Annotated in this window: 24 protein-coding genes and 1 tRNA gene; 21 read left to right on the top strand and 4 right to left on the bottom strand. The window is 58.9% G+C overall.

The window, feature by feature from the left end; translation table 11 throughout:
- Positions 1 to 116: 116 nt before the first annotated feature.
- Positions 117 to 202, bottom strand: a tRNA-Leu gene (locus CORTU0001_RS10085).
- A 227-nt stretch (positions 203 to 429) separates the two neighbouring features.
- Between CORTU0001_RS10085 and CORTU0001_RS10080 the strand changes: the two genes are divergently transcribed.
- Positions 430 to 969 (top strand): YbhB/YbcL family Raf kinase inhibitor-like protein, encoded by a 540-nt coding sequence (locus CORTU0001_RS10080; protein WP_005324806.1) that lies wholly within the window; start codon positions 430 to 432, stop codon positions 967 to 969.
- The gene (locus CORTU0001_RS10075) at positions 969 to 1,361 is read left to right on the top strand and encodes a hypothetical protein (RefSeq protein WP_034668722.1); all 393 of its coding nucleotides are present in this window, start codon (positions 969 to 971) and stop codon (positions 1,359 to 1,361) included. The genes CORTU0001_RS10080 and CORTU0001_RS10075 overlap by 1 nt, the downstream gene beginning before the upstream one ends.
- A gap of 90 nt (positions 1,362 to 1,451) precedes the next feature.
- On the opposite strand, the gene CORTU0001_RS10070 is transcribed toward CORTU0001_RS10075, so the two are convergent.
- A complete protein-coding gene (locus CORTU0001_RS10070) occupies positions 1,452 to 2,567 on the bottom strand; it encodes a quinone-dependent dihydroorotate dehydrogenase (RefSeq protein WP_005329660.1) in 1,116 nt (371 codons plus the stop codon).
- A gap of 4 nt (positions 2,568 to 2,571) precedes the next feature.
- Positions 2,572 to 3,618 (bottom strand): YncE family protein, encoded by a 1,047-nt coding sequence (locus CORTU0001_RS10065; RefSeq protein WP_005329658.1) that lies wholly within the window; start codon positions 3,616 to 3,618, stop codon positions 2,572 to 2,574.
- A gap of 66 nt (positions 3,619 to 3,684) precedes the next feature.
- On the opposite strand from CORTU0001_RS10065, the gene CORTU0001_RS10060 reads away from it, so the two are divergent.
- The 9 genes from CORTU0001_RS10060 (at position 3,685) to CORTU0001_RS10020 (ending at position 13,386) form a co-directional block, all read left to right on the top strand.
- Positions 3,685 to 4,539, top strand: a complete 855-nt coding sequence (locus CORTU0001_RS10060) for an undecaprenyl-diphosphate phosphatase (protein WP_005329655.1) — start codon at positions 3,685 to 3,687, stop codon at positions 4,537 to 4,539.
- Positions 4,540 to 4,564: 25 nt separating this feature from the next.
- Positions 4,565 to 5,803: a cysteine--1-D-myo-inosityl 2-amino-2-deoxy-alpha-D-glucopyranoside ligase gene (gene mshC / locus CORTU0001_RS10055; protein ID WP_034668734.1), complete on the top strand. Its 1,239-nt coding sequence runs from the start codon at positions 4,565 to 4,567 to the stop codon at positions 5,801 to 5,803.
- Positions 5,804 to 5,827: 24 nt separating this feature from the next.
- Entirely contained in the window at positions 5,828 to 6,211 is a 384-nt protein-coding gene (locus CORTU0001_RS10050; protein ID WP_005324796.1) for a hypothetical protein, read from the top strand.
- Positions 6,212 to 6,335: 124 nt separating this feature from the next.
- Positions 6,336 to 7,058 carry an HAD family hydrolase gene (locus tag CORTU0001_RS10045; RefSeq protein WP_005329652.1) on the top strand — a complete coding sequence of 241 codons (723 nt, stop codon included), beginning with the start codon at positions 6,336 to 6,338 and terminating at the stop codon, positions 7,056 to 7,058.
- Between the two features lie 52 nt (positions 7,059 to 7,110).
- Positions 7,111 to 7,374 (top strand): phosphoribosyl-ATP diphosphatase, encoded by a 264-nt coding sequence (locus CORTU0001_RS10040; RefSeq protein WP_005324793.1) that lies wholly within the window; start codon positions 7,111 to 7,113, stop codon positions 7,372 to 7,374.
- A gap of 29 nt (positions 7,375 to 7,403) precedes the next feature.
- The gene (hisG, locus tag CORTU0001_RS10035; RefSeq protein WP_005324791.1) at positions 7,404 to 8,249 is read left to right on the top strand and encodes an ATP phosphoribosyltransferase; all 846 of its coding nucleotides are present in this window, start codon (positions 7,404 to 7,406) and stop codon (positions 8,247 to 8,249) included.
- A 110-nt stretch (positions 8,250 to 8,359) separates the two neighbouring features.
- On the top strand, positions 8,360 to 9,919 hold the full coding sequence (gene aspA / locus CORTU0001_RS10030; RefSeq protein WP_005329649.1) for an aspartate ammonia-lyase: 1,560 nt from the start codon (positions 8,360 to 8,362) through the stop codon (positions 9,917 to 9,919).
- A gap of 353 nt (positions 9,920 to 10,272) precedes the next feature.
- The gene (locus tag CORTU0001_RS10025; protein WP_005329648.1) at positions 10,273 to 11,580 is read left to right on the top strand and encodes an anaerobic C4-dicarboxylate transporter; all 1,308 of its coding nucleotides are present in this window, start codon (positions 10,273 to 10,275) and stop codon (positions 11,578 to 11,580) included.
- A gap of 138 nt (positions 11,581 to 11,718) precedes the next feature.
- Positions 11,719 to 13,386 (top strand): formate--tetrahydrofolate ligase, encoded by a 1,668-nt coding sequence (locus CORTU0001_RS10020; RefSeq protein WP_005329646.1) that lies wholly within the window; start codon positions 11,719 to 11,721, stop codon positions 13,384 to 13,386.
- A gap of 12 nt (positions 13,387 to 13,398) precedes the next feature.
- On the opposite strand, the gene CORTU0001_RS10015 is transcribed toward CORTU0001_RS10020, so the two are convergent.
- Entirely contained in the window at positions 13,399 to 14,229 is an 831-nt protein-coding gene (locus CORTU0001_RS10015) for a RecB family exonuclease (protein WP_005324785.1), read from the bottom strand.
- A 46-nt stretch (positions 14,230 to 14,275) separates the two neighbouring features.
- On the opposite strand from CORTU0001_RS10015, the gene CORTU0001_RS10010 reads away from it, so the two are divergent.
- The 10 genes from CORTU0001_RS10010 to tatC all read left to right on the top strand — a co-directional run bounded on the left by CORTU0001_RS10010 (position 14,276) and on the right by tatC (position 24,774).
- Positions 14,276 to 15,529, top strand: a complete 1,254-nt coding sequence (locus CORTU0001_RS10010) for a M18 family aminopeptidase (RefSeq protein ID WP_034668733.1) — start codon at positions 14,276 to 14,278, stop codon at positions 15,527 to 15,529.
- Positions 15,530 to 15,557: 28 nt separating this feature from the next.
- The gene (locus tag CORTU0001_RS10005; protein ID WP_005324783.1) at positions 15,558 to 16,394 is read left to right on the top strand and encodes a tRNA (adenine-N1)-methyltransferase; all 837 of its coding nucleotides are present in this window, start codon (positions 15,558 to 15,560) and stop codon (positions 16,392 to 16,394) included.
- A gap of 85 nt (positions 16,395 to 16,479) precedes the next feature.
- The gene (gene arc / locus CORTU0001_RS10000) at positions 16,480 to 18,045 is read left to right on the top strand and encodes a proteasome ATPase (protein ID WP_005324780.1); all 1,566 of its coding nucleotides are present in this window, start codon (positions 16,480 to 16,482) and stop codon (positions 18,043 to 18,045) included.
- On the top strand, positions 18,042 to 19,574 hold the full coding sequence (dop, locus tag CORTU0001_RS09995) for a depupylase/deamidase Dop (protein ID WP_005329642.1): 1,533 nt from the start codon (positions 18,042 to 18,044) through the stop codon (positions 19,572 to 19,574). Before arc ends, dop begins: the two co-directional genes overlap by 4 nt.
- Positions 19,575 to 19,618: 44 nt before the next feature.
- Positions 19,619 to 19,810: a ubiquitin-like protein Pup gene (locus CORTU0001_RS09990; protein WP_005329640.1), complete on the top strand. Its 192-nt coding sequence runs from the start codon at positions 19,619 to 19,621 to the stop codon at positions 19,808 to 19,810.
- 38 nt (positions 19,811 to 19,848) lie between these two features.
- A complete protein-coding gene (gene pafA, locus CORTU0001_RS09985) occupies positions 19,849 to 21,228 on the top strand; it encodes a Pup--protein ligase (RefSeq protein ID WP_208853868.1) in 1,380 nt (459 codons plus the stop codon).
- A 36-nt stretch (positions 21,229 to 21,264) separates the two neighbouring features.
- Positions 21,265 to 22,251, top strand: a complete 987-nt coding sequence (locus CORTU0001_RS09980) for a helix-turn-helix transcriptional regulator (protein WP_005329631.1) — start codon at positions 21,265 to 21,267, stop codon at positions 22,249 to 22,251.
- A gap of 2 nt (positions 22,252 to 22,253) precedes the next feature.
- Positions 22,254 to 23,210 carry a helix-turn-helix transcriptional regulator gene (locus CORTU0001_RS09975; protein WP_005329629.1) on the top strand — a complete coding sequence of 319 codons (957 nt, stop codon included), beginning with the start codon at positions 22,254 to 22,256 and terminating at the stop codon, positions 23,208 to 23,210.
- A 98-nt stretch (positions 23,211 to 23,308) separates the two neighbouring features.
- Entirely contained in the window at positions 23,309 to 23,572 is a 264-nt protein-coding gene (tatA, locus tag CORTU0001_RS09970) for a Sec-independent protein translocase subunit TatA (protein ID WP_034668719.1), read from the top strand.
- Positions 23,573 to 23,679: 107 nt separating this feature from the next.
- Positions 23,680 to 24,774: a twin-arginine translocase subunit TatC gene (gene tatC, locus CORTU0001_RS09965; RefSeq protein ID WP_425265842.1), complete on the top strand. Its 1,095-nt coding sequence runs from the start codon at positions 23,680 to 23,682 to the stop codon at positions 24,772 to 24,774.
- The last annotated feature ends 9 nt before the right edge of the window (positions 24,775 to 24,783 follow it).

The following is a 24,783-nucleotide window of genomic DNA, read 5'->3' as shown; positions in this document are numbered from 1 at the left end:
GCCGAAGAAAAGATCTATTACAACAAGAAAGACAACGAACTTGACCCCCAACAGGGCAACTGAAAACGAAAAATCTCGAGGCATCGACCGGAACGATGTCTCGAGACTTCACATTGTGCCCGAGGGGGGACTTGAACCCCCACGTCCGTTAATAGGACACTAGCACCTCAAGCTAGCGCGTCTGCCATTCCGCCACCCGGGCAGGGTGTTTATCAGCCTCTCGGCTGGGCACTCCGATACTGTATCCTGCTCGAGGCTTGCTTTACAAATCGCCAGCGTGTGGCGTGAAAGAGCTACCGTTAACGGCGTGTGGAAATACATGGTTGTAAGTCTGGTTGGGGGCTTTCCACGTGTGCGGCAAAATATATGCAGGGTGCGGCGGTTACACCACATCGACAGCGGCTTGTGAGGTGGGGTACAAAGGGGTCTATGACTTCTTATGCAGATGATTCCCGCTTTCCTGGACCAGATCCTTACGCACCGCTACGCGATGTTCCTTCCTTCGTTCTCTCGTCTACCGATGTGGTGGAAGGAGACGAGCTGCAGGAAAAGCTCCGCGCCCCGGAGAGTGTATCGCCTCAGCTAGCGTGGTCCGGACTGCCGGAAGGCACTAAGTCCCTGGCCGTAACTTGTTTCGACCCAGATGCGCCAACGGCGTCTGGTTTCTGGCACTGGGCGGCGTTCAATATTCCCGTCGAGGTAAGCGAGCTGCCTACCAATGCCGGTGCTGCAGAGGACTTGGGCATTGACGGCGTCATCAGCTTGCGCAACGATTCCGGCGAGCGCACCTACTTCGGCGCTAACCCGCCTGCCGGACACGCCCCGCACCGCTACCTCTATGCCGTCCACGCAGTTGACGTAGAAAAGCTCGACATCGACCCAGATGCTTCGCCGACCGTGCTTGGGTTCAACCTGCATTTCCACGCCCTTGGCCGCGCCATTTTGTGGGGCTGGTACGAGGCGAAGTAATGGCGAGTAGCTCTACTTCATCGCAGCCTAGTCCGCCGACGGCGCTGCGGGTGGGCGGCGCCTTCATGGTGGTCGCATTCGTGCTGGTGCTCTTTGCGTCAATCTCCGTCTTCACGGATGGTTGGGGTGCCGATTTCGAATGGACGTATTCCAAAGTGGCGATTATTGTTGCCGCGGTCATCGTCGGGGCCTTTAGCACCATGAGCAAAAGTCAGGCGGGAAGTCGCGCGCAGGTTGCCGCATTGGTCATCGCCATTGTGATCATTGCAGCCAGCCGCTTTGTACCCGGCGATATCCTATTCACTCAACCACAGTATTGGGTCGTGTTCTACGCCGGCTTTGCGGTGTTGTGCGCACTGGTTCTCAGGCGCAGCGTTATGGCGCAGACCTAGTCAGCACAGCAAAGACAAAGGGTCCGCCTACTTCCTCTGCGTGCAGCAGGAGAAGTAGGCGGACCTTGTGTTGAAAAGCCTTGGGCTGGACTAATCCAAGGGCTTCCAGGGGAGGCCGGAGCCTACGGCCTGGGAAATATTGCTCAAACCGTGGGCACGGATTTGGGCGGCAATGCCGCGGTGGATATTGCGGATCCAGTCCGGTCCGCCGTAGATGAGACCGGTGTAGCCCTGCAGTAGGGAAGCACCGGAAGTGATGCGCTCCCATGCCTGTTCTGGCGTGGAGATGCCGCCCACGGAGATGAGGGTGAGCTGGCCGCCGACTCGCTCATTGAGGCGGCGCAGTACCTCTAGGGAGCGCTCGGCTACCGGAGGGCCGGATACGCCACCGGCACCCATGTCCTTTACCTCGGCAGCTGGGGTCTTAAGGCCCTCGCGGGAAATGGTGGTATTTGTCGCTACGATTCCGTCGAGCCCGAGTTCAAGGGCTAGGTCTGCCACGGCGTCAACGTCGGCATCGGAAAGGTCTGGGGCAATTTTCACCAGCACCGGAACCGCGGTGCATTCTTGCACGGCGGAGAGAATGGGGCGCAGCGATTCTACTGCTTGCAGGTCGCGCAGGCCCGGGGTGTTCGGCGAGGAAACGTTGACCACCAAGAAATCTGCCAAGTCGCCCAACACCGACGCGGAGCGGCGGTAGTCTTCTACAGCATGCTCGGCAGGGGTGACTTTGGTTTTGCCAATATTGATGCCAATGACATCGCTGTAGCGACGCTTGCGCAGGTTTTCCGCGGCGGCCGCTGCACCTTTATTGTTAAAGCCCATCCGGTTCAAGATGGCCTTATCGGCCTTCAGGCGGAAGAGTCGCGGAGCAGGATTGCCGGGCTGTGCTTGGGCGGTGACGGTGCCCAACTCTGCATAACCAAAGCCAATGGGAGTCCACGTATCAGCAGCCGCGGCGTTTTTATCAAACCCGGCGGCAAGTCCCAGCGGGCGGGGGAATTCTACTCCGAAGACCTCTTGGCGCAGCACTGGATCGTTGACCGGCAGGATCTTTGCCAGGGCTCGGTTGGCTGGCCCGGCGGCTTGGAGTCCGCTGAGCGCAGTGTTGATAATCTCGTGGATGCGCTCCGGGCTCAGTTTAAACATGCCCCGCAAGGCAAGCTGGTAAGCCTGCGCGCGCAATTGGTCAATAGTGCTGGTCATAGTGTTAAGACTCCTTCTTCAGGTGCGGGGCGTCCACGAACTGCAGCCCGTGGCCGGTGGCGGAGGCGGCGACAAAGGTGCCGTCGCCAAGCAGGGCAATATTCTGCGCATCCGGCACGGTGGAGAGATCTCCGCGCAGCTCTGGTACGCCTTTGCCAATTTCATAGGCATAAGCCTTATTGGTATCGGTGGCGCTCACCCACGCCAGATTGCGCTTATTATCCCAGGCTACGCCCCATGGGGTGCCCTCAACGTTGCCGTATTGATGCAGGCGGACGACGTCATCTGAGGTGTAGACGGCCAAGCGGCCGCCCTCGGTATCGGAGGCGAGGACCACGCCGTTATCGCCCACCGCGATGCTGCCGACTCCCTGGCCAACGCGCAGTCGGCCGCCCGCGCGATCATTCGTCCAGTCCACGTTCTGGATGGTGGAATCCTCTCGGTGGATGCGCACCACTCCGTCATCGCCTGAGGAATTGGGCACGGCCAATAGCTGGTCCGAGCCGGCCTCTACCTCGATATCTCCGTCGCGCTTTCCGTCTTTATAGATGCCTACCGTGGTGGAATCGGCCGAGGTGGCAAAGATCTCGCCGCTGGATAGCTGGGTGGCGGCGGTAACGGGGGAGTCCTCCTCCATGTGGACCTCCTGGGGAGAATCCGGGGATGCAGGATCGATGAGGAGAACCTTATCCGGGCAGGCGAGGACGAAGCCCGACTCCGAAGAACTGAGGTCACCACACTCCGCAGAAATGTCTAGCGAGGTAGCCTTCTTCTCTTCAAAATCCTTTTGGCTACCGATGAGAAGCTCGTCCTTGGTGCGCACTGCCAGCCAGTCATCAAAGGCGACAAGGTCAGTGATGTCTGCCTTAAGGTCGACCACAGTGCCTTCCGCATCCGCCTTAGCCGGGGAGGCCGCTGGGGTGGCATTGCCCTTGACCGCGGTCTCTGGATCGGCGCCCACGCCCACGTCGGGCTGGCAGGCAGCCAACGCGGTGGCGCTCAGCGCCAGCAAACTGGAAAGGATAAGTGCGGAGCCAGATTGAGATTTCACGGCTACTAATCCTAACAGCGCGCGTTGTAAAAACTCGAAGCCCAGCGCGGCTGTAGTGTGAAGCGGGTGATTTCTAATACCGCAACTGACGCTGTTTCTTGGGCGCAGGTCATTGTTTTGTCCATCGTGCAGGGGCTTACCGAGTTTCTTCCGGTAAGTTCCTCCGGTCACCTGCGCATTGTTTCCGAGCTTTTTTGGGGCAACGACGCCGGCGCGTCCTTCACCGCAGTTATCCAGCTGGGCACGGAGCTGGCTGTGTTGGTCTATTTCGCCCCAATGATTTGGCAGATTCTCTCCGGCTGGTTCCGTGGCTGGACCGATAAAGCCTCTCGTGGCCAGGACTGGCGCATGGGGTGGATGGTCATCGTGGGTTCCATTCCCATCGGCATCATCGGCTTCGCATTCGAGGACGCTATCCGCGGCGCCCTGCGCAACCTGTGGATCACCGCCGCTATGCTCATCCTCTTTTCCTTCGTCTTCATCGCCGCAGAAAAAGTGGGCAAGAAGGAACGCGGTTTTGACCAGTTGACCATGAAAGACGCCATTATTATGGGCCTGTGCCAATGCTTGGCGCTCATTCCGGGCGTTTCCCGCTCCGGCGGCACCATTTCCGGTGGTCTATTCCTGGGGCTGGACCGCGAGGTGGCCACTCGCTTTAGCTTCTTGCTCGCCATTCCAGCCGTGCTGGCTTCGGGCCTTTTCTCGCTTCCCGACGCCTTTTCTCCCGAATCAGGCCAAGCCGCCTCCGGCCTGCAGCTTCTGGTCGGCACTGGCATCGCCTTTGTACTGGGCTACGCCTCCATTGCGTGGCTGCTGAAGTTTGTGGGTAACCACTCCTTCTCTTGGTTTGCCGCTTACCGCATCCCGGTCGGCGTGCTCGTCATGATCCTCCTGGCATTGGGAGTCCTGCAGCCGCTCTAAGGCACGCCGCGTTAGTATGGTGGCTATGCATTCTTGGCCAACACCTTCCTTCCGCCCTGTGCCAGGTGATGCGGCACAGCTGCGCTTGTACGATTCCGCGAACCAAACCATCGCTCCCGTAGAGGTCGCAGGGGATACCGCCACCATGTACGTGTGTGGCATCACGCCCTATGACTCCACCCACTTGGGCCATGCCGCCACCTACCTGACCTTTGACCTCATCTACCGTGCGTTCCTGGATGCCGGGAAGAAGGTTCACTACGTCCAAAACATCACCGACGTCGATGATCCGCTTTTCGAACGTGCCGAACGCGACGGCGTGGATTGGCGTGAGCTCGGCACTTCTCAAATTGACCTCTTCCGTTCCGATATGGAGCTGCTCTCCGTTTTCCCGCCGCAGGATTATATCGGCGCCATGGAAGCCGTCGATGAAATCGTGGAAATGGTACAGAAGCTTCTCGATGCCGGAGCGGCCTACGTCGTAGACGACCCTGAGCACCCAGATATCTACGCCTCCATCGAGGCCACCGAGCGCTTTGGTTATGAGTCCAATTACTCTGCCGAAGAGATGCGCACCTTCTTTGCCGAGCGCGGCGGCGATCCCGACCGCCCAGGGAAGAAGAATCCGCTCGACGCACTCATCTGGCGTGCCCACCGCGAGGGCGAGCCGGCATGGGATTCGCCCTTTGGGCCTGGTCGCCCGGGTTGGCATATTGAATGTTCCGCCATCGCTACCAACCGCTTGGGATCAACCTTTGATATCCAGGGTGGCGGCAGCGACCTGAAGTTCCCACATCATGAGTTTTCCGCTGCCCACGCCGAGGCCGCCCTCAACGTTGAGCGCATGGCACAGTTCTACGTGCATACCGGCATGATCGGCCTCGACGGGGTCAAGATGTCTAAGTCCTTGGGCAACCTCGTCTTCGTCCACAAGCTCGTAGGAGCGGGTGAAGATCCCTCCGCTATCCGCTTGGGCGTCTTCGCAGGCCATTACCGCGACGAGCGCGACTGGTCCGACGAGGTGCTCGACGCCGCTAAGCGCCGCCTCGCCGCATGGCGGGAGGCCCTGGCGCAGCCGGGAAGCATGGCAGGGGCCGAAGGGGTCGTCGCCAAGCTGCGTGCCGCAATCGCGAACGACCTTGATACCCCGGCCGCGCTCGCTGCCGTGGATGAGTGGGCAGAGGCCGACCGTGGCACGGACGAGGACGGCGCGGCCGATTTGGTTCGCACCGCACTAAATTCGCTCCTCGGCGTGCAGGCTTAGGCAAGATAGGGCAGTATCTACAGCATGAGCATTCGCGCCGATTTCCAGCCCACCGTAGATGAGTTCATTAGTGACCTGAAGTCCTTCGCCACCGGCGATTACCTCAAGGAAGAGGAAAAGGAGTTCTGGGAGGCACCGTTTGACGCCAACGTCCTCCCAGAGCTGCGCGGCCACCTTGAGCAGATGCTCGATGGGCTGGATGCTCTTCCGGACGATCCAGACGGACCACAGTTGGTCACCGTCTTGTCCAAGACCGTTCGTAAGTTGGCAGATTTTAATCGCGCTCAGCACGATGCCGTTCTCGAGCCAGAGGAAAAGGAAGAGCTCTCTGAGCTTATCTATAACGCCAGCGCGGCCACCGGAGCAGACGACGAAGCCCTGTCGCAGATTCCGGAACTGGACTTCTAGGTCCTTTCCTTCCGCATTAGTGAGTGCTAGTTTGCGCCATCCGCGCAGCCTAGCGCTCACCGCCGTGTGCCTCCAACGTGGACGGTGCCACTTTTTCCTGATAGAGAAAGCTAGCTTTATTCCCGTGTCGAACTCCACCGCCGCTTCCAGCCGGACTAAGCCCGCCGCCATCTTCTGGGATATGGATGGTACCCTCACCAATTCGGAGCCCCTCTGGGCGGAGGCAACGTTTTATCTTTCAGAACTGCTGGGCAAACGGCTCACTCCCACCCAGCGCCTGGCTACTGTGGGCGCGACCTTTGATACCACCTTGGGAATCTGCGCGGATAATGCGGGAGTGACGCTGCAACCCGGTGACAGCGAGCGTTACCGCACCCAGATGTTTGACTATGTCAAGGGTCTTTTTGCTCGCAAGTTGGAGATCTTTCCGGGAATTCCTGCCTTGCTCCAGGAGCTGAAAGCGGATGGGGTGCCCATGATGGTCACTACCAATACCGAGCGCAATGTCGCTGACGCTGCCATCACTGCGTTGGGGCGGCAGTATTTCGTCGATACTATCTGCGGGGATGAGGTTCCTGCCGGCAAACCAGCACCGGATATGTACCGCGAAGCCGCCCGCCGCATCGGAGCAGATCCCGCAGAGTGCTTAGTTTTCGAAGATTCCGCAACCGGCATGCGCGCTGCAGTTGATGCCGGCTGTGCGGTGATCGGGCTGCCAGATGATAACCAGGTTGAGATACCGCCAGAGATCACCGAAATTTCTCGCCTCCGCGATTCGCGGCATCTCGCTGGGGCTAAGGCCACCGACGTATATGAGTGGTTCGCTAAGATTTCGGCGGGGCAGTAGAAATTCAGAGTTCCCCTACATTCTCTAACTACCTGTGGAACAATAGGTAGGCGTGAAGAACTTTGAGACTCTTTTTACCGAGTTAGCCGAGAAGGCCGACCAGCGTCCAGCTGGTTCTGACACCGTTGCCGCGCTGGATAAAGGCGAGCATTTCATCGGTAAAAAGATCATCGAAGAAGCCGGGGAAGTATGGATCGCCGCCGAATATCAGTCCGACGATGAGCTGGCGGAAGAGATGTCCCAGCTGCTTTATTGGACTCAGGTCATGATGCTTAAGCGCGGACTTACCCCTGAAGACCTTTATAAGTACCTCTAGGTAACTCCCCACAGGATGGAAGGATCCGCATGATCAAGATTGCTGTACCGAATAAGGGCACGTTGTCAGAAGCTGCCGTGGAGATCCTTTCAGAGGCCGGTTACAAGGGCCGCGGGCATTCCAAGGCGCTCAACGTAGTGGATTCCGATAACGGGGTCGAGTTCTTTTTCCTGCGGCCGAAAGATATCGCCATCTATGTTGCCCGCGGGGTCTTAGACCTAGGCATCACTGGCCGAGACTTGGCGCTTGACTCTAAAGCGAGCTTTGATGAAGTGCTGCCTTTAGGCTTCGGCGGCTCCACGTTCCGGTACGCAGCCCCGCAGGGGGAGGAGTGGGATATCTCTCAACTGGTTGGGCGGCGGATCGCGACGTCGTACCCCAATCTCGTCCGCGCCAACCTTGCCGCACATGGGATTGAGGCCGATGTTATTCGATTGGACGGCGCCGTAGAGATCTCCATCCGGCTAGGCGTTGCCGATGTTATTGCTGATGTCGTGTCAACTGGTACTACTTTGCGTCAGCAAGGCTTAGCGCCGTTCGGGGAGCCGATCATTGAGTCCGAAGCTGTAGTCATTAAGCGCACAGGGGTAGAAGTTACCGAGGAAGAGCAGGTAGTGCTCGACCGCATTCAGGGAATTCTGCACGCTCGCACCTATCTGATGATCGACTACAACATTGCTCAATCCAACCTCGACGCAGCCACTGGTATTACTCCAGGATTAACCGGTCCTACGGTGTCGCCGTTGGCGCGTGAGAACTGGGTGGCAGTGCGAGCGATGGTTCCGAAGAAGCAAGCCAACCAAGTCATGGACCGACTTTCCCAACTTGGCGCGGAAGCAATTTTGGCTTCTGATTTACGTATCGCCCGCTTTTAGGGGGAGTGATTTTTCTGGGTCGGCCCAAATAGATTCAGTCGTGGCTAACATTAGCGGTTGAGGTTACTCATTCGAATATAAGTCTCGATAGGCAAAGGAGCCGAGCCATCATGGCAAAGTCCTCTAAGAAAGAAGAAAAGGACACCAAGTCTGCAGCAAAGGACGTGAAGAAGAAGGAAGCTGACACTTCCACTCACGCCGCACAGCAGAAGGTGGCCGAACAAAAGGCACCTAAGAACTCCAGCAAGAAGACTCGTACCGAGACCGACCTTCTTGGCTCCTTGGAAGTTCCCGCTGACGCTTACTACGGTGTGCACACCGTACGCGCCATGGAGAACTTCCAGATCTCTTACGTGACCATCAACACCATCCCGCACTTCATCCGCGGCATGGTCCAGGTCAAGAAGGCGGCCGCCATGGCAAACCGCCGCCTGCACGTACTGCCCAAGAAGAAAGCTGAAGCCATCATCTGGGCCTGTGACCAGATCCTGGAAGAGGGTCGCTGCATGGATCAGTTCCCGCTGGACGTTTTCCAGGGTGGCGCTGGTACCTCGCTGAATATGAACACCAACGAGGTTGTTGCCAACCTCGCGCTGGAGTACCTCGGTGAGGAGAAGGGCTCCTATGACATCATCAACCCGAATGATGATGTGAACATGTCCCAGTCCACCAACGATGCTTACCCGACCGGCTTCCGCTTGGGCCTGCACGCAGCAGTTGATCACCTCATTGAGCGCATGGATGGCCTGCGTGCCGCATTCCAGGTCAAGGGCAATGAGTTCCAGGACATCCTGAAGATGGGTCGTACTCAGCTTCAGGACGCGGTTCCGATGACCTTGGGTGATGAGTTCAAGGGCTTTGCCAATAACCTGAACGAGGAGCAGGCATTGCTGCGCGATGCACAGCGCCGTCTGCTCGAGATCAACTTGGGCGCAACCGCAATCGGCACCGGCGTGAACACCCCGGCCGGCTACCGCCACCAGGTCACCGCAGCTCTGTCTGAGGTCACCGGCCTGGAGATGAAGACCGCCCGCGATCTCATTGAGGCAACCTCTGACTGTGGCGCTTACGTGCTGCTGCACGCCACCATCAAGCGCGCAGCGATGAAGCTCGCCAAGATCTGTAATGACCTGCGCCTGCTGTCTTCCGGTCCGCGCGCTGGCCTGGCTGAGATTAACCTGCCTGCGCGTCAGGCCGGCTCCTCCATCATGCCGGGTAAGGTTAACCCGGTTATCCCGGAGGTTGTGAACCAGACCTGCTTCAAGATCTTCGGCAATGACCACGTCGTCACCATGGCCGCTGAGGCTGGCCAGCTGCAGCTCAACGTCATGGAGCCGGTCATCGGCGAGGCACTGTTCCAGTCCATTCGCATCATGGGCAACGCCGTCGATGCCCTGCAGGAAAAGTGCGTTACCGGAATCACCGCCAACCCAGATGTCTGCCGTGCCTACGTGGAAAACTCCATCGGTATCGTCACCTACCTCAACCCGTTCATCGGCCACCACAACGGCGATCTGATTGCCAAGGAGTCCCTGGAGACCGGCAAGGGCGTCAAGGAACTCGTCCTGGAGAAGGGTCTGCTCGATGAGGCAACCTTGAACAAGGTTCTGTCCGTTGAAAACCTCATGCACCCAGAGTTCCGCGGTCAGCTCTTCATCGACGAGGACTAAAGTCGCGGCTTTTGAGAAGCAGTAGGGCATAGCGCCCCGCATCTTAGGCCCCCGCGGTCTTTGCCACTTTCACTTCATGAGAAGGAAAACTGGCGAAGGCTGTGGGGGTCTTTTGACTGCATGGAATTGGCGGTAGCTAGTTTCCTTTTACGTCCCTGTGCTGGGCGAATGCGGAGAAGGATACCGACCATCTTATAGCGAGACGCATAATACATGTGGGAATCAACACAAACGGACAATTCGAGTGAATAAATCGACGTGACAGGTGCAAAATAGAAGATGTTGAGGACGGCATGCACTCTGTGTGGAGATGCGTGCCCTTAGTTTGCATACAGAGCGTATGGAGTATGTCCATGGTTATTGTTCATATAGTCATCGTTCTCGCCGCCATTTTCTTGGGCGCGAGGATTGGTTCAATTGGTATCGGCATGGCCGGCGGCCTCGGTGTGTTGGCCCTTGGTCTCACCGGTGTCCCCATTACTAGGGAAGACATCCCGTTCGACGTCATCGGTATCATCATGACCGTTATTGCCGCCATCGCCGCAATGCAGCGGGCTGGTGGCATGGACTACCTGGTGCACATCGCAGAAAAGTTTCTGCGCAAGAACCCGAAGCGGATTACGTTCTACGCGCCCATCGTTACGTGGTTGATGACGGTGCTGGCCGGTACCGGCCACACTGCGTTTTCCACGCTGCCGGTCATTGTTGAGGTAGCTAAAGAAGGCAAGGTTCGCCCTTCACGCCCGCTTTCCATTGCGGTAGTTGCCTCTCAGATGGCAATTTGTGCCTCGCCTATTTCTGCCGCAGTGGTACTCCTAGCCAGCCTGTTGGAACCATCTGGAGTGGGCTATTTGCAGGTGCTAGCAGTCGTCATTCCGGCAACGTTCCTGTCTATCTTCCCAGCTGCGTGGATTGCTAATAAGTTTGGCAAGGAACTAGAAGATGACCCGGTGTACCAGGAACGCAAAGCGCAGGGCTTGGTTAAGGAACCATTAGGCGCTGAAAACTTCGCGCCGCAGAAGGGTGCCAAGGCCTCTGTTCTGGTTTTCCTGGTAGCCATCGTCATCGTGATGGCCTGGGCCACGCTGACCTCGGAGCAGGTCGGTCTCATTGCAGAACCAACCCTGCCACGTAATGAGGCCATTATGACGGTTATGCTCACCGCGGCCACCATCATCGTCATGATGACGAAGTTCCCGGCGGGGGATGTTCTCAATACGCCGGTATTTAAGTCTGGTATGTCCGCATGTATTTGTGTGCTTGGCGTTGCTTGGTTGGGTACCAGCCTTATCAACCACTACATGGACGATATTCAGTCTATGGCTGGCAGCGTTATTGAGTCCTCGCCGTGGCTGCTCGCGGTGGTCTTGTTCTTCGCCGCAGCGCTGCTGTACTCGCAGGCCGCTACGACCAAGGCCCTGATGCCAGCAGCCCTGGCTCTGGGCGTAAGCCCCCTTACCGCAGTCGCTGCTTTCCCAGCCGTCTCGGCACTATTTATCCTGCCGACCTACCCAACGCTGCTGGCAGCGGTGGAGATGGACGATACCGGCTCGACTCGAATCGGCAAGGCCGTATTCAACCACCCATTCCTTATCCCAGGCACGGTCAGCATCGTGGTTTCTGTCCTCTTGGGCTACGCATTCGGCTTGGTCATCCTTTAAGAGATAGACGACAAGTCCACCTGCAAGGCGCCCTGTAGGGCGCCTTTTTGGATCGCAGCGTGAATAGGAAGAGTGATTCACTTCACTTTCTTGGAAAACTGCGGGTTATTTAACTTTCGAGCTCGGTAGGCTAAGAACATGACTACTCAGCCATCCGATGTTGAAATTGCCCAAGCCCACCTCTTGCAGCCGATTGGGGAGATTGCTGCCAAGGCGGGCATTCCTGCCGACGCCGTGATTCCCTACGGCACCACCAAAGCCAAGGTAGATATCACCAAGGTGGACTATTCCAAGGAAAACCAGGGCAAGCTGGTGCTTGTCACCGGCGTATCGCCCACACCTGCCGGCGAGGGCAAGTCCACCGTGCTCATCGGCCTTACCGACGCCCTGGATCAGCTGGGCAAGAAGGCCATCGTTGCCTTGCGTGAGCCCTCCCAAGGACCAGTCATGGGTATTAAGGGCGGCGCGGCTGGCGGCGGCTATGCACAGATTGTCCCCATGGAAGACATCAATCTTCATTTCACCGGCGATTTTCATGCCATTACCTCTGCAACCAACACCCTGGCCGCCATCATTGATAACCACATCCACCAAGGCAACGCCCTAGGCATCGACCCGCGGCGCGTGACATGGCAGCGGTGCATGGACGTCAACGACCGTGCCCTGCGCAACGTGGTGACCGGTCTGGGCGGGCCAGCTCACGGTGTGCCTGCAGAAACCGGTTTCACCATTACCGCGGCCTCCGAAATCATGGCCATCTTGTGCTTGGCCACGAACCTCGAGGACCTAAAGAAGCGCCTCGGCGATATCACCATCGGCTTCACTTATGATCAGCGCCCTGTTACTGCGCGTGATTTGAATGCGGAAGGTGCGCTCACAGCGCTCATGCGTGATGCCCTCAACCCCAACCTTGTACAGACCCTTGGCGGCGTGCCGGCCTTGGTGCACGGTGGGCCATTCGCCAATATTGCGCACGGCTGCAACTCCCTGCTGGCAACCCACACCGCGCTCCAATTTGGCGATATCGTCTTAAGTGAGGCCGGCTTCGGTTCGGACCTAGGTGGCGAGAAATTCGTCGACATCAAGGCGCGCTTTGGGGACCTAGATGTTGCCGGTGCCGTGGTCGTTGCCACCATCCGCTCGCAGAAATACAACGGCGGTGTGGCCAAGGATAAGCTCACCGAGGAAAACCTGGATGCCCTCAAGGCGGGCATAGTCAATCTAGAGCGCCACGTAGAGAACCTGCGCAAGTTCGGGATCAAACCGGTAGTAGCGCTCAACCTCTTTTGGTCCGATACCGAGGCAGAACGCGAGTTCATGCGGCAGTGGGCCGAAGATTTCGGCGTGGCCTTGGAGGAAGCCAACGTGTGGTCCGAGGGCGGCGCGGGCGCTACCACGCTGGCAGAGACTTTGCTGGAGAACCTGCAGGGAGGCGCCACGCAGCTCTATGATCCGCAAGAGGGAATCGAGGCCTCCATCGAGACCATCGCGCGCGAGATCTATCGCGCAGACCGTGTGGAATACGGGGCAAAGGCGCTCAAGGATCTTAAGTACATCCAGGACAATGGCTGGGACAAGCTGCCCGTGGTGATCTCTAAGACGCAGTACTCCTTCAGCGACGATGCCTCCGCCCTAGGGGCGCCGGAAGGCCATACGCTGCACGTGCGCGAATTGCTGCCGCGCACCGGTTCGGGATTTATCGTCGTGCTCACGGGCAACGTCATGACGATGCCGGGGCTGCCGAAGAAGCCGGCGGCCAATAATATCGACGTCGATAAGCAGGGCACCATTTCGGGCCTTTTCTAGGCAGGTGGGGCGCTAGTCCTTTGCGTCCGCCGCGGAACCCGGCCAGCCCGGGTACTGCGGTGGAGTGCCGCCAAACTCCGGACAGAGATCCTGGTGGGCGCACCAGCCGCAAAGCTTAGAGGGCTTCGGGCGGAAGTCCCCGGCGCGCCCATCCGCCTCAATCTTGGCCCACAGCTCGCCGAGATCGCGCTCGAAGTATTCGAGTTCCTCACGGTTCGGTGTAAGAAACATCGAGTCCAACACCTTGAGATACATCAGGCGCAACTGGTGGGGAATGGTGCCTAGAATGCGCCAGTAGACCAGCGCATAAAAGCGCATCTGGAACTGTGCATCGTGGGAATAGCGGGGCAGGGGCTTCTTGCCTGTTTTATAGTCCACGACCCGGACCTCGCCGGTTGGTGCGCGGTCCACGCGGTCGATGAAGCCGCGGACGGGGACGCCATTGGGCAGGACCGTGTTGACGTACATCTCGGTTTCTTGGCAATCAAAGCCTTGTGGATTTTCCATCTGGAAATAACCTTTGAGCAGTTGCCTGGCAGCGACGAAGAAGTCGTAGGTGTCTTCTTCTGGCACGAGCTCAAGCAGCTCATCATCCTTGGAGGTCATCTCTGCCCAGGAGGGCTTAATCATCTTCACCGCAGCGGGATAGGTCCGCTCTTCGCGCGGCAGTTTGTGCATCTCTTCCAGGACGGCATGCACGAGGGTTCCTTTGACCTGCGCGATGGTCTTGGGCTCGGGCAACTTGTCAATGGCGCGGAAGCGATAGAGCAGCGGGCACTGCTTATAGTCGGAGGCGCGCGAGGGCGACAGGGCGAGTGGGCGGGGTGTAGATGAAGTAGCCATGGTGTATCTAGCCTATCGCCGCGCGATTCGTGGCAAGCTAGAAGGTATGAGTTATACCGCAGATTTCCTAGATTTCATTGCTGCTTCTCCTTCTTCGTACCACGCTGCCGATGAGGTATCCCGCCAGCTGAGCGCGGCGGGTTTTGAGGTACAGGATGAGGGAACGCAGTGGTCCGCTGCGCCTGGCGGCCACGTCATGGTGCGCGGCGGCGCGGTAGCAGCATGGTACGTGCCAGAGGGTGCAGATAAGAATTCTGGTTTCCGCATCGTGGGGTCCCATACAGATTCGCCGGGCCTGGTGCTGAAACCCACGCCGGACTTTTCCGCGGCCGGCTGGCAGCAGGTGGCAGTAGAGGTCTATGGTGGCGCGCTACTGCATACCTGGTTTGACCGGGAGCTGACCGTGGCCGGGCAGATTGTCACCAAGGATGGCACACGACACCTGGTCAATACTGGCCCGGTACTGCGCCTTCCGTCCCTTGCCATTCACCTCTACCGCAAGGATGAGTTTAAGCCGGATCGTCAGCACAACATGCAGCCGGTTCTGAGCGTCGGTGACCCAGAGGCATCGATCTTGCAGGTAGTGGGGGAGAAGGTGGGCGTCGCCAAGCAAGATATTGCTTCCTTCAACTTGATTACGGCTGATGCTGCTCGCGGCGAAGTCTTTGGCGCCGGCGAGCAGTTCATCGCGGCCGGGCGCATGGATAACCTTTCTTCCGTACATGCCTCGTTGGAAGCGATGAAGAAGGCCGCCGAGGAATATCAGGGCAAGGATATCTTGGTCATGATGGCCTTTGACCACGAAGAGGTAGGCTCCAGCTCGCGCTACGGTGCAGGCGGTCCCATCCTGGCGGATGTTCTTACCCGCACGGCGCGGGCGCTGGGGGCCAATGAGGAGGAACGCTTCCAGATGTTTTCCCGCTCGAGCTGTGTCTCGGCCGATGCGGCGCATTCGGTGCACCCTAATTACGTGGGCAAGCACGATCCCACGCACCATCCGATCATCGGCAAGGGTCCCGTGACCAAGATCAATGGCAACCAGCGCTATGCCTCCGATGCCACCACGGTGGCGTTGTGGGAAGCAGCGTGCGAGAAGGCAGGCGTGCCGGTGCAGCGGTTTGTGGGCAATAATGATGTGCCCTGCGGCTCGACCATTGGTCCCATTACGGCGACGCGTCTGGGCATCGATACCGTGGATGTGGGCGTGCCCATGCTGTCCATGCACTCGGCGCGAGAAATGGTAGGCGAGCGGGACCAAGTATGGCTCGCGCAGGCACTTGAGGCATACTTGGTGGGATAGTAACCGCAACCTCGAGGAGTCTTGAGACATGGCTTATTCCGGCCCCTTTGCCTATGGCGACCGCGTGCAGCTTACCGACGCCAAGCGGCGCCACTACACGGTCATTCTGGAAGAAGGAGGCCAGTTCCACTCCCACAAGGGCATCATTAACCATGATGACATCGTGGGTATGGACGAGGGCTCGGTTATTGAGTCCACGCTTGGCTCCTCCTTCCTCCTTTTCCGCCACTTGATGGTGGATCACGTGCTGTCCATGCCGCGCGGTGCTGCGGTGATCTATCCCAAGGATGCGGCGCAGATTTTGGTAGAGGGCGATATCTTCATGGGCGCGCGCGTGCTCGAGGCCGGCGCCGGCTCCGGTGCGCTATCCATGTCGCTGCTGCGCGCCGTGGGCCCAGAGGGGCATGTGTATTCCTATGAGGTGCGCGATGATCACCTCGAGTATGCGGTAGATAACGTCAAGGAATACTTTGGCGAGCAGCCCGAGTGGTGGTCGCCGCGTCTCGGCGATCTGGGCGATGTCACCGCTGAGGACTTGGGCGGTCCGGTCGACCGCGTCATTCTCGATATGCTCGAGCCCTGGGAGCACCTGGAGACCGTGCGCGATCTCCTGATCCCTGGCGGAGTGTTCATGACCTACGTGGCAACGGTGCCGCAGTTGATGAAGGTCATGGAAGGAATTCGCGAGCTCAAGTGCTTTACCGAGCCTAAGGCCTGGGAATCACTGGTGCGCGAATGGAAGGTCGAAGGCCTGGCTACCCGCCCGGAGCACCGTATGAATGCGCATACCGCCTTCCTTATCTGGACCCGCCGCTTGGCAGATGGCGTCACTCCGCCGCGCCCGCAGCGCCGCGCCCGCAAGTAAAGCTGGAAATAGGCTCACCTCAGCGCCCAGAATTTAAAGCGCAACTGCCCTCTTTCGCCGACTGGGCCGCGTTAGAGTAGTGGGCATGGATGAAGCCACGGACTATAAGCGGCAGATCAGCCAGCTTGCTGCCCGCAATCAGAAGTTGGCGGGCTTATTAAAGGAATCGCGTGGGAAGCTCGAACAGCTTTTTGCGGAGCTTAACGCGCTGGCTGAGCCGGCATCGACCTACGGCGTTTTCCTCGGCTATTCGCCTACCCACAGCGAGGTGGGAACCACCGCGGAGGTCTACACCAACGGCCGCGTCATGCAGCTTAAGGTTTCGCCCAATGTGGAACCAGGCAGCCTAGTGGCCGGCCAGCAGGTTCGCTTGGGCGACGGCTTCGTAGTGGTGGAAGGGTGCGCACCCGAGCGTACGGGCGAGCTCGCCACCGTGGTAGAGCGCCTAGGAGATCAACGCCTCATCGTGGCCAACTCCTCTGGCGAGGAAAAAGTGGTGCTGCTATCGCAGACATTGCGCGAGGAAGCCCGCGTGGCAGCAGGCGAGATAGTGCTAGTCGATCCCAAGGCTGCCATCGCGCTGGAAAAGGTGGAAAAGACGGAGGTCTCCCAGCTCTCCCTTGAGGAGGTCCCCGATGTGCGCTACGAGGACATCGGTGGCCTGGACGAACAGATTTCCCAGATCCGCGATTCCGTGGAGCTGCCGTTTATCCATCCCGACCTCTATCACCACTACGAGCTGCAGCCGCCTAAGGGTGTCCTCCTCTATGGCCCGCCTGGGTGCGGAAAGACGCTCATCGCCAAGGCCGTGGCCCATTCCTTGGCGCAGCAATTGGGCAGTGATGGGCCGAGTTACTTCCTCAATATCAAGGGCCCAGAGCTGCTCAATAAGTATGTAGGTGAGACGGAACGCCGCATCCGCCTCATCTTTGAGCGCGCCCGCGAACTAGCCCAGCTGAGTTCTGACCGGCCGGTAGTCATATTTTTTGATGAGATGGAATCCATCTTCCGCACCCGTGGCTCAGGCGTGTCCTCGGATATGGAAACCACGGTGGTGCCGCAGCTGCTCACAGAACTCGACGGAGTAGAAAGCCTTTCCAATGTGATCGTCATTGGCGCGACCAACCGCGAGGAGCTCATCGATCCCGCCATCATGCGCCCCGGCCGGCTGGATATCAAGATCCGGGTCAACCGCCCGAATAAAGAGGGCGCCCGCGAGATCTTTGCACGCCACTTTGCAGAATCCGTGCCGCACCAGGGCACGCTAGAGGAACTCATCGGCGCCGCGGTGGACGAGCTCTATGCCGATCGCCCCTTTGTGCAGCTGCACTTTTCCAGCGGCGAGCGCGAGGTATTGCACTACCGGGACTTTGTCTCCGGCGCGATGATTGCCAATATCCTCTCCCGCGCCAAGAAGCTGGCTATCAAGGACGAACTGCAGCAGCGTGCGGGCAGTGAGCAGGGGATAGGCGGGCGCCACGGGGGCATCGCCAAGCAGCATTTGCTCCAGGCCATCGCGGCCGAGCGCGCCGAATCCGAGTACGTGCCCACCTCCACCAACCCCGAGGAGTGGACCAAGATCATCTCCCAAGACCATGCTGGTGCCCGCGTTGAGCGGGTGGAGCTACTGACCGCTAGGAGGAGCGCATGAGCCGCGTTGTAGGAACAGAGACCGAGTACGGAATCGCCACCCCGGAGCTGCCGGAGTATTCGCCCATCATTTCTTCCACGCACGCGGTGGTAGCGTATGCCGCGCTGCACACTGGGGCGCGCTCGCGGTGGGACTTTGCCGAGGAGCACCCGCTGCGCGATTCGCGCGGATTCGATCTCAAGCGCTACCACACCGTGCCCGTGGTGGATCCCAACGCCATCGGGGTGGCCAATGTGGTCACGGCTAATGGCGCGCGCTTCTATGTCGACCACGCGCACCCAGAATATTCCGCGCCGGAATGCACTAATGCTTGGGACGCCACGCTTTACGACGCCGCAGGTGATGCCACGCTCCTGCAAGCCGCCGCGTCCGTAGCGGGGCTCAGCGCGCAAGGAAAGTCCGTCCTTGCCAACCATGACCCGTGCCCTGCCTTGCGTTTCTATAAAAACAACGTGGACGGCAAGGGCGCGTCTTATGGCTCGCACGAGAACTATCAGTACTCCCGTGCCACGGACTTTGACACCATGGCGCAGGCCCTTATCCCGTTTTTCGTGGCCCGCCAGGTAGTCATCGGCGCCGGGCGTATGGGGATCGGCGAGTTTGGCGAGGAGCCGGGATTCCAGATCTCCCAGCGCGCTGACTATATTGAGCAGGAAATTTCGCTGGAGACCACCCTTAATCGCGGCATCATCAATACCCGCGATGAGCCGCATGCGGTGCACGCGGACTTTGGGCGCCTCCACGTCATCATTGGGGATGCGAATATGTCGCAGACTTCCACGCTGCTTAAACTGGGCATGACCTCGCTGGTGCTCGATGCGATTGAGCAGGGTGTGGACTTTAGCGATCTCCGCTTGCAGGATGCCGTGGCGGAAGTTCCGCGCGTCAGCCGCGATCTCTCCCTTCAGCATCGCCTCGAGCTTGCCGACGCCCGCCAGCTCACCGCCCTAGAAATCCTCGCCGAATACCGAGACCGCGTCACCCCACGCACCGACGCAGAGCGCAAGGTGCTCGCGGCCTGGGACGAGGCAGTCGCGCTTCTTGCGGAAGATCCGATGCAGGCGGCGCACCTTCTGGATTGGGTGGCGAAGTATCGCCTGATCAAGGGCTACCTCGACCGCGGTATCGATCCGGCAGACCCAAAGCTGCGGCTCATTGACCTGCAATACGCGGAGATCGATCCTGCCAAATCGCTCCATCACGCGCTGGTGCGTAAAGGTCAGATGCGGCAGCTCTTTAGCGCTGCAGAGATTGAAGACGCCGCCAGCACCCCTCCGGAGGATACCCGCGCGTATTTCCGCGGCCGAGTGACGCAGAAATTCGGCGAGGACATCATCGCCGCGAGCTGGCAAAGCCTCACCGTTCGGGTAGGCGAGACAACCGCGGCACCCTGGGCCACGGTTCCGATGGATGAGACCACCGGCCTGACCCGCGCCCAGTGCGAGGAGATCATCGACACCGCACGTACGGTGGAGGATCTCCTCCAGGGACTCACTGACAGCGGTATCCAGCCCGAGTACCGTAATTGATAACCAAGCAATTAGGCAGAAGCCAAAGAAAGGACTTCCTCCCTATGTCTACTCACCAGTCCCAGGTCACTGGCGGCAATGGCGGCGATGACTCCACCGGAGATGAGGAATTTACCTCTACGCAGCTGAGCATCAACACCACCGGCACCGATGAATTGCTCGATGAGATCGATGGCCTGCTAGAAAACAACGCCGAGGAATTCGTGCGCTCCTATGTCCAAAAGGGCGGGCAGTAAGGGTGAGTGACCAGCGTCCCGTCTTCGCCCGTCGCATCATGGGCATCGAGACGGAATATGGCTTAACCACCAGCGCGGGCCCAGGAGAACGCGCCCTGAGCCCCGATGAAGTGGCGCGCGTGCTTTTCCGGCCCATCGTCCAGGAACATTCTTCCTCTAATATCTTTTCCACCAACGCGAGCCGCCTGTACCTCGACGTCGGATCCCACCCCGAGGTAGCCACCGCCGAATGCGATAGCTTGAGCCAGCTTCTAGCCTATGAATGCGCCGGCGATGCAATAGTCAACCGGCTGGGCGAACAAGCAGAGCAGGCCTTTGCCGCCGAGGGGCACCCGCGCACGGTGTACCTCTTGAAGAACAACGTGGATTCAGCCGGAAACTCCTTTGGCTGCCACGAAAACTACCTCATCAGCCGCCACATGGTGCTCAAGGATTTGGGGCTGGCGCTCCTTCCGTTCCTTATTACCCGCCAGCTCATTTGCGGCGCCGGCATGGTGCAGCCCGCAAAGGGCGATAAACCCGCCCAATTCCTGCTCTCGCAGCGCGCGGACCAGGTGTGGGAGGGCGTATCTTCGGCCACCACCCGCTCGCGTCCGATCATCAATACCCGTGATGAGCCGCACGGCGATTCCAAACGCTTCCGCCGCATGCACGTCATAGTGGGTGACTCCACTATGGCCGAGCCCACCATGGCGCTAAAGGTTGGCTCCACGCTCCTCATCTTGGAAATGCTGGAGGCCGGATTTGAGTTGCCGGAGTTCGACATCGAAAAACCCATTCACCATATCCGCGCCATCGCACGTGATATGACGGGTTTGACCGAACTACCACTCGCGGGAGGGGGATCCGTCACCGCCCTCGAGGTCCAGCAGCAACTATGCCAGCGCGCAACCCAATGGTTGGAAGAACGCGAAGACGCCGGTACTCCCACGGCAGAAATGCGGCGCGTGGTGGATCTCTGGCAGCGCATGCTGCACGCCATTGAGACTCAAGACTTCTCCGGCGTGGACCGAGAAATCGACTGGGTCATTAAATTGGGACTGCTCGAACGCTACCGTGCACGGCTGGGTGGTCACTGGGACCACCCCAAGCTCGCCCAGATTGATATGACCTATCACGATATCCGGCCGAGCCGCGGGCTCTACCATGTCTTGCTGCGCAAGGGCCTTATCGAACGCTGGATCACAGACTCTGAGATCGAACGAGCCATGGACACAGCGCCTGCCACCACCCGTGCTGCGCTGCGCGGCCAGTTCCTTGCCGCTGCGCGTAGCCTCGGGACCAACGTCACCGTTGACTGGACGCGCCTCAAGGTCAACCGCCCAGAGCCACGCACCGAAGAGCTCCTAGACCCCTTCGTGGCCGACGATGATCGGGTCGAGGCGTTGCTAGACTATATGCGTCTACACCACAGCTAGAAGCACACGAGCCGTACCAGGGAGACAACACAACACGTGGCAGCACACAACCCCGCGCCGAAACGGCATGATGAGGCGGTAGAAAGACTCACCAACCTCTCTTTCGCGCTACAGGGCGCCGCCAACTCCGGTGGTAGCCCGGACCGCACCGCCTCTTGGATTCGCCGTCATGTAGCAGGATACGGCGATAAATCAGACGAAGCCTTCGCCAAATCTCTGGCACGAGATATCGCAACCCTCCAGCGCGCCGGGGTGCCCATTGTTCATTCCGGTAGCGAAGATGGTGCGCGCTATCGCCTTGACTCGAGCAGCTACCAGCTTCCTCCGGTGGAGTTTTCTCCTGAGGAGGCCATGGTTCTAGGTATTGCAGGAGGCGTGGGTACCACCGGCGGCTTAAGCGATTTTTCCCTGTCGGGATGGACGAAGATTGCTGCCAGCGGCGCCTCGCGCAACCTCGCAGGCGCACCGGTTTACACGGCGGTCAATGACATCACGCGACTCGCCCCAGAAATCATCACCGCGGTGCTCGCTGCGGTGCGCAATCAGCTGCGCATTACGTTTTCCTACCGTGCTAATCCGGCTACTGAGCCGGTACGCCGTGTCATGGACCCGTGGGGAGTGGTCAACCGGGACAGTCGCATCTACCTCGTGGGATTCGATGTGGACCGCAACGAACCGCGCGTCTTTCGCGCCCTCCGCGTCTCTGACATCAAACGCTCGCACGATCCCGCGGAGCACCCCAATCCAACTGAAGATTTGCAGGTATTGGTAGAGCGTGCACTGCACCGAGGGGAAAAAGTCGATGCGCGCCTTGTCATCCCAGAGGGGCAGGCGAGGGAGCTCATGGATGCTGGCGAGAAACAACCCGATGGCACGGTGCTACTGCAGAAGGTAGATAAGGATTGGGTCGTGCGCACCGCGGCCGGCTACGCCCCAGAAGTACAGGTGCTCGAACCAGTCGGGGTACGCCAAGAGGTCATCTCCCTTTTACGCAGGGTGTCGCAATCGCAGGAGGAAGGCTAGACATGGCTGACGGATCGCTAAAGCTCCAAGCGCTGGTGCGCTCTTTGAACCTGATTCCCTACTTTAAAAACCATCCCGACAAGACGCCTATGGAAGCGGCCAAAGATTTGGGTATGGATCCTGGCGAACTGAAGGATGCTCTTGACCGGCTCTTTTGTTCAGGCACGGGGCGCAATACCGAGGATCTCATTGATCTCACCTTCAGTTATCGCGATGGGGTAACCATTCACAACGATCAGGGCTTGAGTCAAGCGCTGCGCCTTACCCCGACGGAAGCCGGTGCTTTGCTCCTTACCCTGGAGTCCTTGCAGGCGATGCCAGGGCTAATCGACGCCCGCGCGGTCGAATCCGCCGCCACTAAGCTGCGCGACATCATGGATGAAAAGACAGTCGCCATCTATGAGTCGCTGTCTACTCCCGCCCCTGAAGAGACTGATATCCAGGCGCTTTTGACCCAAGCCGTCAATGAAAGAAAGCGGGTACGGCTGCGTTACTGGAGCGCTTCCTCAAATGCAGAATCCGAGAGGGTGGTGGACCCAGCCCGCATTTTCATCGTCGATTCCGAGCCTTACTTGGCCGCTTGGGAGGAAGCAAAGCAAGCGCATCGCACCTTCCGCATCGACCGCATTAGTAAGGCTCGCATCGTGGAGGAAAAATCCCAGCCGCATCTGAAAGATCTCGACTTTGATGCCGCATCACCCTTTAATTTGGGCGATGGGGACACCGTGCAACTAGCAATTAACCAAGAATTCACGTGGCTGGCTGAGTATTACGATATGCGCCTGGGTGAAGACTTAGGAAATGGGGAAGTAGCTGCAACGATGCCAATGGGATCAGTGGATTGGCTTATTCGCTTTGCCCTTGGTCAAGCTGATAGGTTGCGGGTAGTGGCTCCTCAATCCGTGGTAAACCTCATTGCGGAGCGAGGAAACACCGCGTTGAGCGGCTATACTCAGTAGCCAGTTACTTGCCCGTTTACTGCGCCTGCCCGCCGGCAGATAAGTTGGCGGTGATGCTTCCCGGCATGCTGGTGCACTAGTTGAAAAGAGGTTTCTCCATGAGCATAGGGCCTATGGAAATTGGCGCAATTGTTCTTGTCATCGTCTTGCTATTCGGTGCAAAGAAGTTGCCGGAATTGGCACGCTCTATTGGCCGTTCCGCGCGCATCTTCAAGTCTGAGGTCAATGAGATGCATTCCGAGGATGCCCAGCGTTCTCAGTCTCAGGCGCAGCTAAACCAGAAGCAGCAGTCCGATGAGGAATTCTGGAACCGACCAGACATGCAGCCGGGCCAGCAGAGCAACACCAATACTCAGCAGTAAACGCCCCTAACCTGTCGTCGCGCGAACACCCCTGCAGCGGCGGATATGCACCCGCAATCCGCGCAGTAGGGAAGTGTTCGCTTCTTTGCGTTGAAAGAGCCACACTGATGTCGTCACAGTCACAGCCTGTACCTGCCCAGAAGGCAAGCAAGAGCGTGAAGGGAAAGCTGCGCTTTTCGCGCAAGCAGAAGAACCCTACCGGGGAGATGACCTTGGTGGAGCACCTCCAGGAGCTGCGCCGCCGCATCATTATTTCCGTGTTAGCGGTTGTCGTCGGGGCCATCATCGGGTTCATTTGGTACCAACGAGCACCATTCGGGCTGTCTCCGTTAGGTGAAATTCTACGAGAGCCGTATTGTGCACTGCCCCCAGATAAGCGCGCCTCTTTCAGTGCCGACGGCGAGTGCCGACTATTGGCCACCAGCCCGTTTGAAATGCTCCTATTGCGCCTGAAAGTAGGCGCCTTGGCTGGCACCGTATTGTCCTCGCCGGTGTGGCTGTATCAGGTCTGGGCCTTCGTTGTGCCAGGTCTCCATAAGAACGAGCGCCGCTACACGTTGAGCTTTGTCAGCGCCGCGGTGGGTCTGTTCGTTGCCGGCGCAGTGTTGGCGTACTTCATTTTGTCCGTTGGTCTGGAATTCCTCATGGGAATCGGCGCCGAGTATCAAACAGCGGCCCTGACCGGTGAGCGATATTTCTACTTTCTCCTGGCCCTGCTGCTCATCTTTGGCATCAGCTTTGAAATCCCACTACTTATCGTGTCCCTGAACCTGATTGGCGTGCTCGAATATGAACACGTCAAAGACAAGCGTCGCATCATCATTGTCGTCGTGATGATTTTCGCCGCCTTCGTCACCCCAGGCCAGGATCCTTTTTCGATGGTGGTACTGGCTGGCTCACTGATCTTGCTCATCGAGTTCGCATTCCAGTTCTGCCGCCTCCACGACAAGCGCATACAACGCGAACGCCCCGAGTGGATGGATCTCGATGATGAGACTGCTTCGCCGCTTGGCGCTGCACCACAAGCCGTTGGAGGGCCAACTCCAGTCGAGGCGCCGAGCCGAGTCAGCCCTTCGCCGGGGCCCTCTCAGCCCGTTTCACAGCCAGTACAACAGGCACAGCAGCAGCCGCAGCAGACGTGGACCACCGGTGGCAAGGACGCTCCGTCGACAAGCGGCGGCTTTTTCGACGATGTCCTCTAGGCACGGGTA

The sequence above is a fragment of the Corynebacterium tuberculostearicum SK141 genome (assembly GCF_000175635.1).
Lineage (GTDB): Bacteria > Actinomycetota > Actinomycetes > Mycobacteriales > Mycobacteriaceae > Corynebacterium > Corynebacterium tuberculostearicum_C.
This window is presented reverse-complemented; position numbering and strand designations above follow the sequence as displayed.

Coding starts and splice junctions, on each gene's coding strand:
- CORTU0001_RS10080 (WP_005324806.1), top strand. CDS start 430: ATGACTTCTTATGCAGATGATTCCCGCTTTCCTGGACCAGATCCTTAC.
- CORTU0001_RS10075 (WP_034668722.1), top strand. CDS start 969: ATGGCGAGTAGCTCTACTTCATCGCAGCCTAGTCCGCCGACGGCGCTG.
- CORTU0001_RS10070 (WP_005329660.1), bottom strand. CDS start 2,567: ATGACCAGCACTATTGACCAATTGCGCGCGCAGGCTTACCAGCTTGCC.
- mshC (WP_034668734.1), top strand. CDS start 4,565: ATGCATTCTTGGCCAACACCTTCCTTCCGCCCTGTGCCAGGTGATGCG.
- CORTU0001_RS10050 (WP_005324796.1), top strand. CDS start 5,828: ATGAGCATTCGCGCCGATTTCCAGCCCACCGTAGATGAGTTCATTAGT.
- hisG (WP_005324791.1), top strand. CDS start 7,404: ATGATCAAGATTGCTGTACCGAATAAGGGCACGTTGTCAGAAGCTGCC.
- aspA (WP_005329649.1), top strand. CDS start 8,360: ATGGCAAAGTCCTCTAAGAAAGAAGAAAAGGACACCAAGTCTGCAGCA.
- CORTU0001_RS10025 (WP_005329648.1), top strand. CDS start 10,273: ATGGTTATTGTTCATATAGTCATCGTTCTCGCCGCCATTTTCTTGGGC.
- CORTU0001_RS10020 (WP_005329646.1), top strand. CDS start 11,719: ATGACTACTCAGCCATCCGATGTTGAAATTGCCCAAGCCCACCTCTTG.
- CORTU0001_RS10015 (WP_005324785.1), bottom strand. CDS start 14,229: ATGGCTACTTCATCTACACCCCGCCCACTCGCCCTGTCGCCCTCGCGC.
- CORTU0001_RS10010 (WP_034668733.1), top strand. CDS start 14,276: ATGAGTTATACCGCAGATTTCCTAGATTTCATTGCTGCTTCTCCTTCT.
- CORTU0001_RS10005 (WP_005324783.1), top strand. CDS start 15,558: ATGGCTTATTCCGGCCCCTTTGCCTATGGCGACCGCGTGCAGCTTACC.
- arc (WP_005324780.1), top strand. CDS start 16,480: ATGGATGAAGCCACGGACTATAAGCGGCAGATCAGCCAGCTTGCTGCC.
- dop (WP_005329642.1), top strand. CDS start 18,042: ATGAGCCGCGTTGTAGGAACAGAGACCGAGTACGGAATCGCCACCCCG.
- CORTU0001_RS09990 (WP_005329640.1), top strand. CDS start 19,619: ATGTCTACTCACCAGTCCCAGGTCACTGGCGGCAATGGCGGCGATGAC.
- pafA (WP_208853868.1), top strand. CDS start 19,849: ATGGGCATCGAGACGGAATATGGCTTAACCACCAGCGCGGGCCCAGGA.
- CORTU0001_RS09975 (WP_005329629.1), top strand. CDS start 22,254: ATGGCTGACGGATCGCTAAAGCTCCAAGCGCTGGTGCGCTCTTTGAAC.
- tatA (WP_034668719.1), top strand. CDS start 23,309: ATGAGCATAGGGCCTATGGAAATTGGCGCAATTGTTCTTGTCATCGTC.
- tatC (WP_425265842.1), top strand. CDS start 23,680: ATGTCGTCACAGTCACAGCCTGTACCTGCCCAGAAGGCAAGCAAGAGC.